The organism is Marinitoga sp. 1135, from assembly GCF_013363245.1.
In the GTDB taxonomy this organism is placed as follows: Bacteria; Thermotogota; Thermotogae; order Petrotogales; family Petrotogaceae; genus Marinitoga; species Marinitoga piezophila.
On sequence record NZ_LBEZ01000003.1, the window covers coordinates 250,966 to 264,479 of the forward strand.

The 13,514-nt window shown below is 27.8% G+C and carries 14 protein-coding genes; 9 read left to right on the forward strand and 5 right to left on the reverse strand.

Annotated features, from left to right (window positions below; genetic code table 11):
• Positions 1–4: 4 nt before the first annotated feature.
• The 9 genes from XO10_RS02640 to XO10_RS02680 are packed head-to-tail and all read left to right on the forward strand — an operon-like array spanning position 5 to position 6,761.
• Entirely contained in the window at positions 5–1,033 is a 1,029-nt protein-coding gene (locus XO10_RS02640; protein WP_014296023.1) for a DUF4899 domain-containing protein, read from the forward strand.
• Positions 1,033–1,296, forward strand: a complete 264-nt coding sequence (locus XO10_RS02645; protein ID WP_014296024.1) for a hypothetical protein — start codon at positions 1,033–1,035, stop codon at positions 1,294–1,296. The genes XO10_RS02640 and XO10_RS02645 overlap by 1 nt, the downstream gene beginning before the upstream one ends.
• A 1-nt stretch (position 1,297) precedes the next feature.
• Positions 1,298–2,185, forward strand: a complete 888-nt coding sequence (locus tag XO10_RS02650; RefSeq protein ID WP_014296025.1) for a radical SAM protein — start codon at positions 1,298–1,300, stop codon at positions 2,183–2,185.
• Between the two features lie 13 nt (positions 2,186–2,198).
• Entirely contained in the window at positions 2,199–3,527 is a 1,329-nt protein-coding gene (gene rsxC, locus XO10_RS02655; protein ID WP_014296026.1) for an electron transport complex subunit RsxC, read from the forward strand.
• A complete protein-coding gene (locus tag XO10_RS02660) occupies positions 3,524–4,507 on the forward strand; it encodes an RnfABCDGE type electron transport complex subunit D (protein WP_014296027.1) in 984 nt (327 codons plus the stop codon). Before rsxC ends, XO10_RS02660 begins: the two co-directional genes overlap by 4 nt.
• Entirely contained in the window at positions 4,504–5,211 is a 708-nt protein-coding gene (locus tag XO10_RS02665; RefSeq protein ID WP_014296028.1) for an RnfABCDGE type electron transport complex subunit G, read from the forward strand. The genes XO10_RS02660 and XO10_RS02665 overlap by 4 nt, the downstream gene beginning before the upstream one ends.
• Positions 5,211–5,828: an electron transport complex subunit RsxE gene (gene rsxE, locus XO10_RS02670; RefSeq protein ID WP_014296029.1), complete on the forward strand. Its 618-nt coding sequence runs from the start codon at positions 5,211–5,213 to the stop codon at positions 5,826–5,828. Before XO10_RS02665 ends, rsxE begins: the two co-directional genes overlap by 1 nt.
• Positions 5,825–6,400: an electron transport complex subunit RsxA gene (gene rsxA / locus XO10_RS02675; protein WP_014296030.1), complete on the forward strand. Its 576-nt coding sequence runs from the start codon at positions 5,825–5,827 to the stop codon at positions 6,398–6,400. Before rsxE ends, rsxA begins: the two co-directional genes overlap by 4 nt.
• Positions 6,401–6,413: 13 nt before the next feature.
• Complete coding sequence (locus tag XO10_RS02680) at positions 6,414–6,761, forward strand: (Fe-S)-binding protein (protein ID WP_014296031.1); 348 nt, start codon at positions 6,414–6,416, stop codon at positions 6,759–6,761.
• Between the two features lie 44 nt (positions 6,762–6,805).
• Here the strand turns inward: XO10_RS02680 and XO10_RS02685 are convergent, their stop codons facing one another.
• From XO10_RS02685 to XO10_RS02705, 5 genes are all read right to left on the reverse strand, one after another.
• On the reverse strand, positions 6,806–8,536 hold the full coding sequence (locus XO10_RS02685) for a HAMP domain-containing histidine kinase (protein WP_014296032.1): 1,731 nt from the start codon (positions 8,534–8,536) through the stop codon (positions 6,806–6,808).
• Between the two features lie 218 nt (positions 8,537–8,754).
• On the reverse strand, positions 8,755–11,118 hold the full coding sequence (locus XO10_RS02690) for an RND family transporter (protein ID WP_014296033.1): 2,364 nt from the start codon (positions 11,116–11,118) through the stop codon (positions 8,755–8,757).
• Between the two features lie 5 nt (positions 11,119–11,123).
• Positions 11,124–11,549, reverse strand: coding sequence for a hypothetical protein (locus XO10_RS02695; RefSeq protein WP_014296034.1), 426 nt, complete (start codon positions 11,547–11,549; stop codon positions 11,124–11,126).
• Positions 11,549–12,244 carry a hypothetical protein gene (locus tag XO10_RS02700; protein WP_014296035.1) on the reverse strand — a complete coding sequence of 232 codons (696 nt, stop codon included), beginning with the start codon at positions 12,242–12,244 and terminating at the stop codon, positions 11,549–11,551. Before XO10_RS02700 ends, XO10_RS02695 begins: the two co-directional genes overlap by 1 nt.
• A gap of 1 nt (position 12,245) precedes the next feature.
• Positions 12,246–13,496, reverse strand: a complete 1,251-nt coding sequence (locus tag XO10_RS02705; RefSeq protein WP_014296036.1) for a S41 family peptidase — start codon at positions 13,494–13,496, stop codon at positions 12,246–12,248.
• Positions 13,497–13,514 lie beyond the last annotated feature (18 nt).

A 13,514-nucleotide genomic window follows, 5' to 3' on the forward strand; every position in this document is an offset into this window, starting at 1 on the left:
AATTATGGATTTTTATGCAGTTAAGTTCTTTGCAACATCATCGTTAACAGCCGAAGTAATAGTTGGGTATATGTTTGGTAAACAAAAGGGTGCCCCTGAATATAAAATGTTATCAATACCAAAATCCAAACTTCCGAAGTTTGAAATACCGGATATTAATCTCTCATATATTGAGTATAAATCTAAAATTGAAGAACTTTATTACAATGCTATCAAGGATTCAACAGTTCTTGACTTAAATAAGCAATTTTTAGCTTTTGTTCAATCAACAATAAAAAAATATGGTCCTGAAATTATCAATGCTAAAATGTTTTTAGGAGTGCGAGATTCAGACATTATTATTGTAAAAGCTATACTTTCTGAAATCCTGGAAGAATGGGAAGGAGAAGTAAACATAAAAGTTGTTGCTGAAAAACTTACATATCAGGATTTAGTATGGTTAATGACACAAAATAGAAGTTTTACTGATAAAGAAAAATCATATTTAAATAGAATTGATGTTCAAAACTCACCTGAAGTTTTACCTTTATCTGATCCATTAACCGGATTAACCATTAACAATCTCGATGTTGGAGACCCTATTTATTCATTGGTTATTGATCCAATAGATCCTGCAAATGTAAACAAATTAAAGGAACTTTATCCAGATAAATTTGATGATAGCGGAAAAAATATAATGCCTATTGAATCTCAGCTTGTAGCTAAAGAATTGATTCCTGAAACAGACTATTTCTTCATTAAGGTCGATCTGGGAAGTGGGCTTATTGGAAAAGCTGTAATATCAAAAAATCTAAAAATGATGGTCGATGCAAAAAAAATTGAAGAAATGCATAAAAAAAGAGAAGAATATTTTAATCCACCAGAAGATAAAATAATAGGCGATGTTATAAAAGATTCAATTGCAGGTTTAAAAAAAGAAGCAAATTTACCAGAAAATAAGGTTAGAACATCTGATATTCTTATAATATTAGGACTTTCATTAGGATTAATTGTAGGAGCGTTGCTCCTTGGAATCTGGATGGGGGTCTTTTAGTGAAAATTTACTCTTTATTCTTAATAATTTCTTTAATAATTATAGGTATTGTATTTAATTTATATATGGTAAATTATATATATAGAAATGCTGTATATAGGAATAAAGAATTTGAAAATGGATTAAAAAAAATAAATGAAACAGAAAAAATGTTTTCAAATGGCGATTATAAAACGCTTATAATATATTCTTCAAAAGAGGCTACATTAATAAAATTAATTTTCGACAATGGGGTGGAGGGGATAAAAATTCAGGAGGAATAAAATGAAAATAAAATTATCCTATGCAACAGCTGCAATTTTGGGATTAAAAAAAGGAAAAATCAACTTTGAAATGCCTACTGCATATTTAATGCTTGGTGAAAAATGTCAATATAATTGTAGTTTTTGTGCTCAGGCAAAAGATGCAAAATCAGATGTTGATTATTTATCAAGAATAAAATGGCCAGAATATGATGTTGAAATATTTTTAAACAAATTAGAAGAACTTAATCCATTTAAAAGATTATGTATTCAAGTAGTAAATTCTATTGGATATTTTGAAGAATTAAAAAGTTTTTTGGAGAAAATTAAAGATTTTAATGTATTAAAAGCAGTTTCATTAAGGCCAAAAGATTTTCACGAAATAGATGAAATATTTTCATATGGAATAGATAATCTGGGTATTTCCATTGATGTTGCTAATAAAGATTTGTATTCTGAAATTAGAGGAGGAAGTTTTGACTTCCTCTTTGGTATGTTGACAGATGCATCAAAGAAATATCCTAATAAGATTACAACACATATAATTGTTGGTCTTGGTGAAAGTGATAAAGATTTAGTTGAACTAATGCTAGAAATGAAAAAAATAAATGTACTGGTTTCTTTATTTTCATTCACTCCAATAAAAGGCACTAAATTGGAAAATCTTGAGCCTCCTTCTATTGAAAGATATAGAATTATACAATATGCTCGTGAAATAATAGAAAAAAACGATGTTTCAATAGAAGATTTTGTATTTGATGAAAATCAAAAATTAGTAAGATTACCTCACATAGATTTTGATGTAGAAGAAGCAATAAAAACCAGTGGATGTAGTTATTGTACACGACCATATTATAACGAAAAGCCAAATAAGGTATTATATAATATTCCAGAAAGTAGGAAGTTCTGAAAGGAGGCTGGCGATGGGATTTTTAACCTTTAAAGGTGGGGTTCATCCACCAGAAAAAAAAGAATTAGCAGAACATGTTCCAATTAAGGTATTACCTTTACCAGAAAAGGTATATGTTTATACTACAAATCATATTGGAGCACCTGCTAAGATTATTGTTGAGGTTGGTCAGAAGGTTAAAACAGGTCAGAAGATTGGTGAAGCTAACGGATTTATTTCAGCAAACATTCATTCTCCTGTTACCGGTGAAGTAGTGGAAATTACAAAAATGACAAACGCTGCTACTGGTACAAAGAATGACGTTATCGTTATTCAAAGAACTGGAGAAGATGAATGGGAATTAATTCCAAACCACGGTGATTACACAAAGAAATCACCTCAGGAAATTGTTGAGATTGTAAAAGAAGCTGGTATTGTTGGGCTTGGTGGAGCTATGTTCCCTTCACATGTAAAAATGTCAATTCCAGAAGGGAAAAAAGCAGAGTTTTTAATTATCAACGCTGCAGAGTGTGAGCCATATATAACAATAGACCACAGAATGATGCTCGAAAGATCAAAAGACATCATCAAAGGTATAAAAATTATTATGAAAGCTATTGGCGTTGATAAAGCATATGTTGGAATTGAAAGCAACAAACCTGATGCAATTGAAGAAATGAAAAAAGCTGCTTCAGGTGAACCTATTGAGATTAAAGTTCTTCAAACCAAATATCCACAGGGTGCTGAAAAACAATTAATTTATGCAATAACCAATAGAGAAGTTCCTTCAGGGGGATTACCTCTTGATGTTGGAGCTGTTGTTTTTAACGTTTCAACAGCATATGCTATTTACGAAGCTGTTGAAAAAGGAAAACCGCTTGTTGAAAGAGGAATTACATTAACAGGAGAAGGCGTTAAAAAACCAGGTAATTTCATATATAGAATAGGTACATTAGCAAAAGACTTATTGGATCATGTAGGTCTTGTTGAAGAAGATAAAATCGATAGAATATTATATGGTGGTCCAATGATGGGAATCCCACTTCCTAACATTGAATTACCAACATTTAAAGGAAACAATGCATTAACTGTAATGACCAAAGATGTAGTTCCAAATAGAGAAACATATCCATGTATAAGATGTTCAAAGTGTGTTCAAGCATGTCCAATTAATCTCTTACCTTATTTGCTTAAAATGCAAATTGATAAGAGAGAATATGATAAAGCTATGGAATATGGTCTTATGGATTGTATAGAATGTGGTTCTTGTTCATATGGATGTCCTGCAAATATTGATCTTGTAAAAACATTTAAAACAGGTAAAAAAGTTGCAAGAGCTTTAAAAGGGAGGGCCAAAAAATGAAGTTAAATATGGCAGCTGGTCCACATCTAAGGACAGATGATAGTGTAAGAAAGGTAATGGTTGATGTATTAATAGCCCTCATCCCATCATTCCTCGTATCAGCTTGGGTATTTGGATTCAGGGCTGTATGGATTATGTTATTCTCAATGGTTGCAGCAGAAGCTCTTGAATTTTATATAATGAGAGTTTTAAGAAAGAAAAAAGACTTTAAACCTGATTTTAGTGCATCAGTCACAGGTTTATTATTGGCAATGAATTTAAGTTTAGCAGTAACCTGGTGGCAAATATTAATAGGTGTATTTGTTTCTATTGTTTTAGGAAAACATGTATATGGAGGTCTTGGAAGAAATATCTTTAACCCTGCATTAGTTGGAAGGGTGTTTATGCTTATTTCTTTCCCTGTTGCAATGACCACATGGTATAGACCATTTTATTACAAATATGACACTATTACAACAGCAACACCACTTGCTATATTAAAAGAAAAAGGGTTAGACTCATTAAACAATTGGGCTGATTATACAATAAATTTAAAAACATTATTTATTGGTACAATTCCTGGTTCAATTGGTGAAGTTAGTGCAGCAGCATTATTATTAGGATTTGCATATCTTGTATATAAAAAGAGAATAAAGATTTTGATTCCTGTTTCATATATAACAACTGTATTCGTAATTTCTGGTATATTCTATTTAATTGATCCAACAAAATACGCAAGTCCATTATTCCACATTTTAAGTGGAGGTATAATGTTAGGTGCATTATTTATGGCTACAGATATGGTAACAAGTCCTATGACACCAAAAGGACATATTATATTTGGTATAGGTTTAGGTATTATTACAATGGTTATTAGACTTTTTGGAGCTTATCCAGAAGGAGTTTCATTCTCAATATTAATCATGAATGCTCTAGTTCCTCTTATTGATATATATGCTAAGCCACGTATTTTTGGCACAACAAGAGGTGGTAAAAAATGAAGGAATATATGAAAACAGGTTTTATATTAATGTTATTTATAGTCATTTCTGGATTTATTGTTGCAACAGTTTATGTATCTACAAAACCTGCAATTGACAATGCAGAATTAAATGCAAAATTAAAAGCTATAAAAAAGGTTTTAATTGATTCAAGAAACGGTGGATTATTGCTTTCTGAAGATAAAATCCCAACTTCTTTACAACAATTACAAAGTGCTGAATGGGATTCATCAGATACAGGCATATTATACGAAGGAAAAAGTACAAAGGTTTATTCACCTGTATATAAATATACCAATAAAGATGGTAAAGATATATATGTATTAACAGTTTCAGGTATAGGATTCGGTGGTGAAGTTATCTCTGTAATTTCTTTTGTAAAAGATGGTAAAGAATTATATTTCAATAATCTTGAAGTAATTTCATACTCACAGGAAACTCCTGGCTTAGGTGCCAATATAGCTTTAGATAAGGTAAAAAAGAGATTTTATCCTATAAGTTATGAAGGATTATTAAACGGTGTAAAGGTTAATAAAGATGCTGGAGTAATTCTTTCTACACCAGAACAAATGAAAGAAGGAAAAGAAAAAGGTATTGTTCAAACAAGTGATATTATGACAGGTGCTACTATTACACCAAGAGCAGTAGCAGATTCAATAAATGCTGGATTTGAGTACCTCAAATCTAAAGGGGTGATTCAATAATGGCTGATATTAAAAATTTTAAAGCTGGTTTAGTACAGCAAAACCCTGTATTTGTTCAGGTTTTGGGCATGTGTCCAACACTTGCAACTACAACAAATGCAGAAAATGCTTTAGGTATGGGACTTGCTACATTATCAGTTTTAACATTATCAAATATTGTTATTTCTATAATTAAAAAATGGGTACCTAAAAACATAAGAATTCCTATTTATATTGTAGTTATCGCATCATTTGTTACTATGGTTGACTTATTAATGCATGGCTATACATATGATTTATGGAAAACTTTAGGTTTATTTATTCCTCTTATTGTTGTTAACTGTATAATCCTCGGTAGAGCTGAATCATTTGCTTCAAAAAACTCTATTCTCGATTCTATATACGATGCTTTAGGTATGGGTTTAGGTTTTACAGGAGCGTTAGTATTACTTGGTTCAGTAAGAGAATTACTCGGTAATGGAACTATTTTCGGTTTCCCAATTTGGGGAGATGCTATGAAGTTATATGTTATGATATTACCACCAGGAGCCTTCTTAGTTTTAGGTATGTTACTTGCAATGTTTAATGCTATTGCAATTAATAACAGAAAAAAGGCAAAGGCTGGTGATAAGAAATGAAGCTTTTCTTTATATTTTTATCAGCAATTTTAGTAAATAATTTTGTATTATCTAAATTCCTTGGTATATGTCCGTTCCTTGGAGTTTCTAAAAAAATTAGTTCAGCTTCAGGTATGTCAATGGCTGTTATTTTCGTTATGGTTGTTGCAAGTACTATAACATGGTTCTTGAATTTATTGCTTGTAAAACTTGGCCTTGAATTCTTAACAACAATTGTATTTATACTTGTTATTGCCACATTAGTTCAATTTATAGAATTTTACATAAAAAAGGTATCTCCAAATCTCTATGAAGCATTGGGTATTTACCTTCCTTTGATTACAACAAACTGTGCTATCTTAGGTCTTGCATTAATTAATGTAATGAATGGATATACACTTGTTGAAACAATTATAAATGCTTTAGGTGCAGGATTTGGTTTTGGTATGGCATTAATAATTTTTGCTGCTATGAGAGAAAGATTGGATTATTATGATATTCCTGAACCATTTAAAGGAACAGCAATTGCATTAATTACAGCTGGATTGTTATCAATGGCATTTATGGGATTCTCCGGTCTCATAAAAATATAAGGGAGGAGTTATAATGTCTATAATCATAAATGCAGTAATCTTGCTTGCTATATTGGGGTTTTTAGCAGGAACATTTCTTGCTTTTGCTGAAAAGAAATTTGAAGTTAAAGAAGATCTTAGAGTAATATTCGCAGAAAATTTATTACCCGGTATTAACTGTGGTGCTTGTGGATATCCTGGATGTCCTGGTTTCGCAAAAGGATTTGTAAATGGCGATGTAAAAGCTGATGGATGTTTACCTGGAAAAAGACAGGGAGTGCCTGAAAAACTTCAAAAACTTGCAAAAATGTCTGATGAAGAATTAGAAAAAATCTGGGAAGAAATTGGTGAAGATCCAGATAAAATAAAAGAAAAATTTTAATGTTAAAAGAGGCTTGAATCGATGATTCAAGCCTCTTTTATTTTTTAAGAAAGTTTTTCTAATAATATTTTTTTAAAAAATAAAACATCTTTATCTTCTGGATTTTGTTCTATATAATTCAACCAATTGTACAATTCAGTAAATTCATAATTATTTAGATAATCTTTTAATCTCCCTACTTCTTTTGAATTATTAATATTCGTTTCTTTTAATATTTCTATGTATAATTCCAATATTTCATTTATTAATTCTTCAGCCTGCAAAACTGTGTATTTCTTCTCAACAAGATATTCAATATACCTTGATTTTAAATTTTCAAAATCAAATTTATCAAAAAATTCTTTATAATTAATCGGTATCCTAAATAATATAGATGTATTTTCAGAAGTTTGATTTATATAATATGTAGCTCGCAATATTTTTAAATATTCCTTTATTATCAATACTCCATAAACTTCGAAATTTATTATCTTAGTTATATTTTTATTATTAAACAGCAACAAGAAATCATTTAATAATGTATCTGTTGTAGTTATTTTTATCTCTAAATTATTTTTTAGCATTATATATTCAATAGTAATATCACAATTATCTGAATTTTGAAGTAACATCGAAAGCAATTCATACATTATTCTAAAAATTGCATTTTTATTTGAAAAAACATATTCCTTTTCAGTTTTTATTTCTGAAATAATTTTTATGTTTTTATTATTTAAAATTGGCGATATTGAATATATTAGTTCATTATGCAATCCATTTAATTTAAAAAAGATAAATAATGTATTATCGTTCTCAAGATATACAAATTTTGAAATATCCTGAAATTTTCGAACAATATTTCTAATTTCTATAATGTTATTGTTAATTATTTTTATACTTTTTTCATCACCGCCATTTAAAAATATATAATCTAAAATATTCTGGAGTGGATTATTAATCATATGGGAAAAATCATTAATAAAACTTTTGTATGATACATATAATGTCTCCATTTGTTCTCTTAACTCTTCTATTCCTTCCAAACTATTTTTCAATTCAGTTTGAGTTTTTATTATTTTATTTTTTAATTTTAATGCTTCATCTAATTTTGGTTCTACTTCCTCTAATTTATCAAAGTTTTCATTTAAAAATTTTAAATCAATAGTAGTATATTCTTTTGTATATTTAATAAGAAAATATAGCATTAATAACTCAAAGAAAAGCAACAGCACATAAATCAATATTATATGTGGTTCAAATATATCAAGAAATTGCACTTTTTTTAGAAAATAGAAATCAATATTATTAAAGGTTAAGATTTTTATTAAATCATTGTCAAAAAAGATCTCATTAATTTCACCACTTTTATTTATATATATTCCTTTTTTAACTGCTATTATTGGAAGAGGTGTAAATGCATTTAAAAAATCTATTAAATCTGAAACTCTATATGCATAAAAATACTTTTTATTTTTAATAATAAGAGATTTTATTATAAAAAGTTTTTTATTGATTTCATTTATAGAGTTTATATAAAAATCATTATACACAATATGTTTATTTTCATCCCAGATAATAATATCAAGAATTTTAAATGTAAAATTCTTATTTTTTAAATAAGAAGATATTCCACTTTCTATTTTATTGTTAAGCTTTAAAAATTCATTTTTTATCGCTGTTTGATGTTGATCTGCTACAAAAATATTCAACTCATTTTTTATATATATAGAAAATGAAAATAACGTAATGACAATTAATAAAAAAATTGAATAAAAAAATATTTTGAAATTTTTCATATTTTTTCCTCCAAAAAATATAATACACATTTATTATATCACAAATAAAAAAAACGGATCCAACGGATCCGCTAAATGTCTATCCATCTATTTCAGGGGGGGATAGGGGGATTTTCTTTTTACATCTATAGTATACAAAATCAAATGTTACTTTTCAATACCTTTATATTAATTGTGAATTTTCTAAGTAACAAAAAAATCAGTAATGTAAATTAAAATTATCTCTTTATTTTTAAAGCTGGAATATAAATAACTGTCATAAGCCACACAATAAAAACTCCTAAAACCATAGTTAAACTAAACTGTTTTAGCAGTTCACCACGAGATAATTGAAATGTTATAAATGAAGACATGGTTGTTAAGAACGAAAGAGTTGTAGCTTTTAAAGTGTGCCAATAATGCACTTTGTCTTCATCTATTGCATGGAAAAGATGTATGTAACCATCTACACCTATACCAAATATTAATGGAAATGAAATTACTGTTAAGAAGGTTGCCTTAATATTATAAAAGTAAATAATACCAAATGTAGCTAAAATCGAGAATAACAATCCAAATATTGCAATAAAGGTTTCATTAAGTGATTTTCTGGACATATATGTCAATATTCCTATTAAAATAATTGATACAACTATAACATACGGGAACTTTTTTTCTATTAATTTCATTATATAATATAAAGCTTTTCTTTCTCCTAAAAACCTCTCTCGATACTTTCCAACTGAATCAAAAAAATATTTTAATCCGTTATCTCTTGCAAGGGAAATTTTAGGTGTAACATAGATAATAAAATATTCCTGATTATTTTTTGTTATCATAATACTTCGCTTTAACTCTTCTGGTATAAGTGATGTAATTCCAAGAATAAAATCCTTTTGATTTTTTGATTTTGATGCAAGATCTATAATTTTAAGGGTATCAGAATATATATTGTATTTTTTCAATACAGAAACAGAAAATGGATCATTTACCAATTTTGAAATTTCCTGTGTCTTTAATTTTAATTTGTTAAAATCTCCAATTTGCTTTTTTAAAACATCAAGATAACTTTCCACTTTCTCAATATAAGGCGATTTTTTTAACTCCTTAATAATTTTGTCAGAATCTTCATCTATTTTAACAATAAACTTTAAATCATTAAACAATGATGCACCAAAATGTTCTGCAAGTTCATTGAAAACCCTTATACTTTCTGAATTAGTCGGAGCCAATCCTGGTGGTGTATATGAAAAATTTGAGAAATTAATTATTCCAAATATTGAAAAGAAAATTATTACTGATGGCAAAAGCGTAAGAATAAACCTTCTTTTTTTAGGTATATAAACTCCAAGTTTCTGAAACCATAAATTTATTTTATTTTCCTTATATGATTTTAAAATCATATTTCTAAATGGATAAAATAAAACAGGTACAATAAAAATCATATTTATAAAAAACACAATAAGTCCTATGCTACTTATGATCGCCATCTGGGTAAATCCCGGCAAATTCATTAAAATTAAAGAAAGAAAAACAAGAATTGTAGTTGCCACGCCATAAAACAAAGGAATTAATACAGTTTCATAAGTTATAGACAATGCTTCAATATAATTTTTTCTCTCTTTATATTCAGAAATAAGACGGCTTGTAATGTGGATTCCATAATCAATACCCAGACCTAATGTAATAGCCGCAACAAATGATGTAATAATATTTAATTCTTTAAATATTAATGTAGAAATACCTAAAGAAATTCCTGTCGATAAAATTAAAGAAATAAAAACAATTATTGTAGAAGGTAAATTGGCAAAAGTAATATAAAAAATTAAAATTATCAAAAACATTGAAAGATATGTTGTAATTGAAAAATCAAAATTTACAGTTTCGTTCGCTTCATAATCATATATATAAGAACCTGTTAAACCAGATCTTATATTATATTTTTGAGAAATATTCTGAGATATCTTTTTTACCCTGGGAATTATCGATTTAACAAAGTTAAGATCTGAAGTTGGTTTTAAAAAGGTTAATCCCATAACCATAACCTTTTTATCAGGAGACAAAGTATAATAACCTAATAAAGGATCATTCTCATTTGATGCTTTAAAATTTGTATCAACCTGATTTAGAAGCGAAAGTGTAGTATTTATATATTCAAATGATTTAAAATCATATGGATTTAATTTCGAAAACGAATCAAACGTACTTTCAAGGTTTTTCACAAGATCATCTATTAATTTTGAATTTGAAACGTTTAAAAAACCATATGAAAGCAAAAGTGAAAGATCTGTCTTTGCCAACCCATTAAAATCCGGAAGTTCTTTCAAATTATTATAATAGTCCAACGCAACTTTTTTATAATCTGTATTTTCATCAATAAAAAATGCTGTTATCAATACTGAGGAATTGCTCTTGGTTTTCTCTTCCTCTTTTAAAGAAAGAACTATAGGATCATCTTCCGGAAGTATTGTCAATAAATCAGAATTTATTTTCAAATTCTTTAAATTTAAAATAGAAAGAACTGAAAATATTAAAAATAATAATAATATAATCTTGTAGTGATCTGTCAAAAATTTTGATAGTTTCAAATACTTTTTCTGCATACCTTTCAACTCCAGATTATATAATATAGTAAAATATCAATCACAATTCCTACTATCAATGCATAAAATCGTTTTTCATTAATGTCCTTAACTCCTTTTAATATTTCATACCATATAAATGGATAATAATAAAAATTATTATAAAACGAAAAAAATCCCATCATTAAAAATACAGCAGAGGTTAATATATAATAAGGAAAAATTTTTCTAAATTCTTCAATAGGATAAAGAAATGCTCTTATTGCATTATTTACAAATAAAAACAAAAACAGGAAAAAGATTTTTTTTAATGATATATAATATGAAAAATTACGTATTAAAAGAAAATACGATAAAAAAATAAATGTAATTATTCCCACAAATATATTTTCATATTTCACATTTTTTATTCTATGAGGAGTAAAAATAATTTTAAAAATATTTTCAAGCATCAGTGTAAACCTCCGGTATAAACTTTCATATCATAGACCACAGAAAAACCCAGATTTTCAAAAACATCAAGTAATGGTTTAATTCCCGGATAATCAAGTATTTCTTTATCTATAATAACCCCATTTTCATTCTTCAAAGCTTCAAGAACTTTGGTTTTAAATGAATAAGATTTATAACTTTTTTTATCCATAACATAATATTTTAATTTTAAAAATGTCAATTCTTCATTTGTTAGATTATTTAAATCAATAATGGCTATTGTGGGATAATTTAATAAAGTAAAATTCTTTGAATAAACAATACTTTTTTTTAGTTTTAAGCCATAATAAAAAACATTTTTTTGAATTTCTTTTATGTTTGAATCAAAGGATTTTAAAGATGTCTTTAATTCCTGAAACATTTCATCATTAATAACTGCTATAGTAATATGATTATTAAGATAATCTATTTTAATTTTCCCTATAAACACACCAAGATCCTCAATAATAAATAACATAGTAGATAAATTTTTGGAATTAATAGTAATATTAACAAGGGAATCTTTTATTCCCTGATGAAAAGTATTTATTGTATATACTGGCATTGGTTCTCTAACAACATTTTCAACGTCAATATTTGCAAAAAGAAAATATACAATAGAGCTCAACAAAAGAATGGTAATAGAAAAAACTATTACCATTCCATATATTCTCAATTTATTTTCCCCCCATTATTAAAACTTCTATGGCTTTTTTAAGTTGTACATCATTTTCTGGATCAATAACAGCTTCATATGTAGTTGTATTTTTAGCTTCTAATTTTTCAACATTCTTAAGTTCTTTTTTGGGATTTTCAATTTTAATGTCTGGCTCAATACCTTTTAAATGTATATCATTTCCATTTGGTGTGAAATAATGTCCTATTGGCAACCAAACTTCTCCACCATTTTCAAGAGGAATTGGTCTTTGAACAGCGGCTTTACCATATGTTGTGGTTCCAATTACTGTAGCAATTTTATTATCTTTCAAAGCACCTGTCATAATTTCAGAGGCTGATGCTGAGGATTTATTTACCAATAATACTATTGGTAATTTATCAAGAAAATCAAAATGCTCAAATGTTTTTGGCTTAACCACTTCTTCAGAACCATCAAAATAACGCACTGTAACTATTGTTTTATCTTTAATAAACATACTTGCTATATCTATTGCAACATTTAAATATCCACCTGGATTATTTCTCAAATCAAAAATTATTCCATCTACATGCTCCCTTTCAATAGCCTTTAATGCCTTTCTCATTTCAGACGCACTTTTTTCACCAAAATTGGTTAATTTTATATATCCTATCTTAAATCCATTATCTTCAAAAACTTTATATTTTGCTGTAATAGTTTCAATCTTTGCCCTAACAAGCGTTATTTTTTTAGCTTCTTCCCAACCTTCTCTAAACACTTCTATTTCAACTGTTGTTCCTGGTGTTCCGCGCATCTTGTTAATTGCACCCATATATCCAATTTCAGAAACTGGTGATCCATCAACACTTATAATTAAATCATCAGCCTGTAATCCTGCTTCATATGCAGGTGTTCCAACCATTGGACTGACTATTCTGATTGCCTCTAATTTTGAATCATAACTTACCAATATCCCAAGGCCGCCATATTCACCAGATTCTTCAATATCACTTTCTTTAACCTGCTGAGCATCAAGATACCATGCAAAAGGATCATTTAAACCATCAACTAACCCTTTTAATGTTGAATCTAAAACTTTATCATAATCAACTTTATCTCTTTCATAGTACATATGTTCAATATAATATAAAAGACTATATATAGGATTCTGAAATTTTTCAAGATATATTTTTTCTATATCTCTTGTATCAGTTTTTGTGTTAGCTAATAACAAAACAAAAGAGGAAATAATTAGAACGACTGTGATAATACTTTTCATTTTTTTACTCAAAGAAAATCTCTCCTTTCA

Excerpts from the sequence above, each read along its gene's own strand:
- XO10_RS02640 (WP_014296023.1), top strand. The coding sequence starts at position 5 with ATGGATTTTTATGCAGTTAAGTTCTTTGCAACATCATCGTTAACAGCC.
- XO10_RS02650 (WP_014296025.1), top strand. The coding sequence starts at position 1,298 with ATGAAAATAAAATTATCCTATGCAACAGCTGCAATTTTGGGATTAAAA.
- rsxC (WP_014296026.1), top strand. The coding sequence starts at position 2,199 with ATGGGATTTTTAACCTTTAAAGGTGGGGTTCATCCACCAGAAAAAAAA.
- XO10_RS02660 (WP_014296027.1), top strand. The coding sequence starts at position 3,524 with ATGAAGTTAAATATGGCAGCTGGTCCACATCTAAGGACAGATGATAGT.
- XO10_RS02665 (WP_014296028.1), top strand. The coding sequence starts at position 4,504 with ATGAAGGAATATATGAAAACAGGTTTTATATTAATGTTATTTATAGTC.
- rsxE (WP_014296029.1), top strand. The coding sequence starts at position 5,211 with ATGGCTGATATTAAAAATTTTAAAGCTGGTTTAGTACAGCAAAACCCT.
- rsxA (WP_014296030.1), top strand. The coding sequence starts at position 5,825 with ATGAAGCTTTTCTTTATATTTTTATCAGCAATTTTAGTAAATAATTTT.
- XO10_RS02680 (WP_014296031.1), top strand. The coding sequence starts at position 6,414 with ATGTCTATAATCATAAATGCAGTAATCTTGCTTGCTATATTGGGGTTT.
- XO10_RS02685 (WP_014296032.1), bottom strand. The coding sequence starts at position 8,536 with ATGAAAAATTTCAAAATATTTTTTTATTCAATTTTTTTATTAATTGTC.
- XO10_RS02690 (WP_014296033.1), bottom strand. The coding sequence starts at position 11,118 with ATGCAGAAAAAGTATTTGAAACTATCAAAATTTTTGACAGATCACTAC.
- XO10_RS02695 (WP_014296034.1), bottom strand. The coding sequence starts at position 11,549 with ATGCTTGAAAATATTTTTAAAATTATTTTTACTCCTCATAGAATAAAA.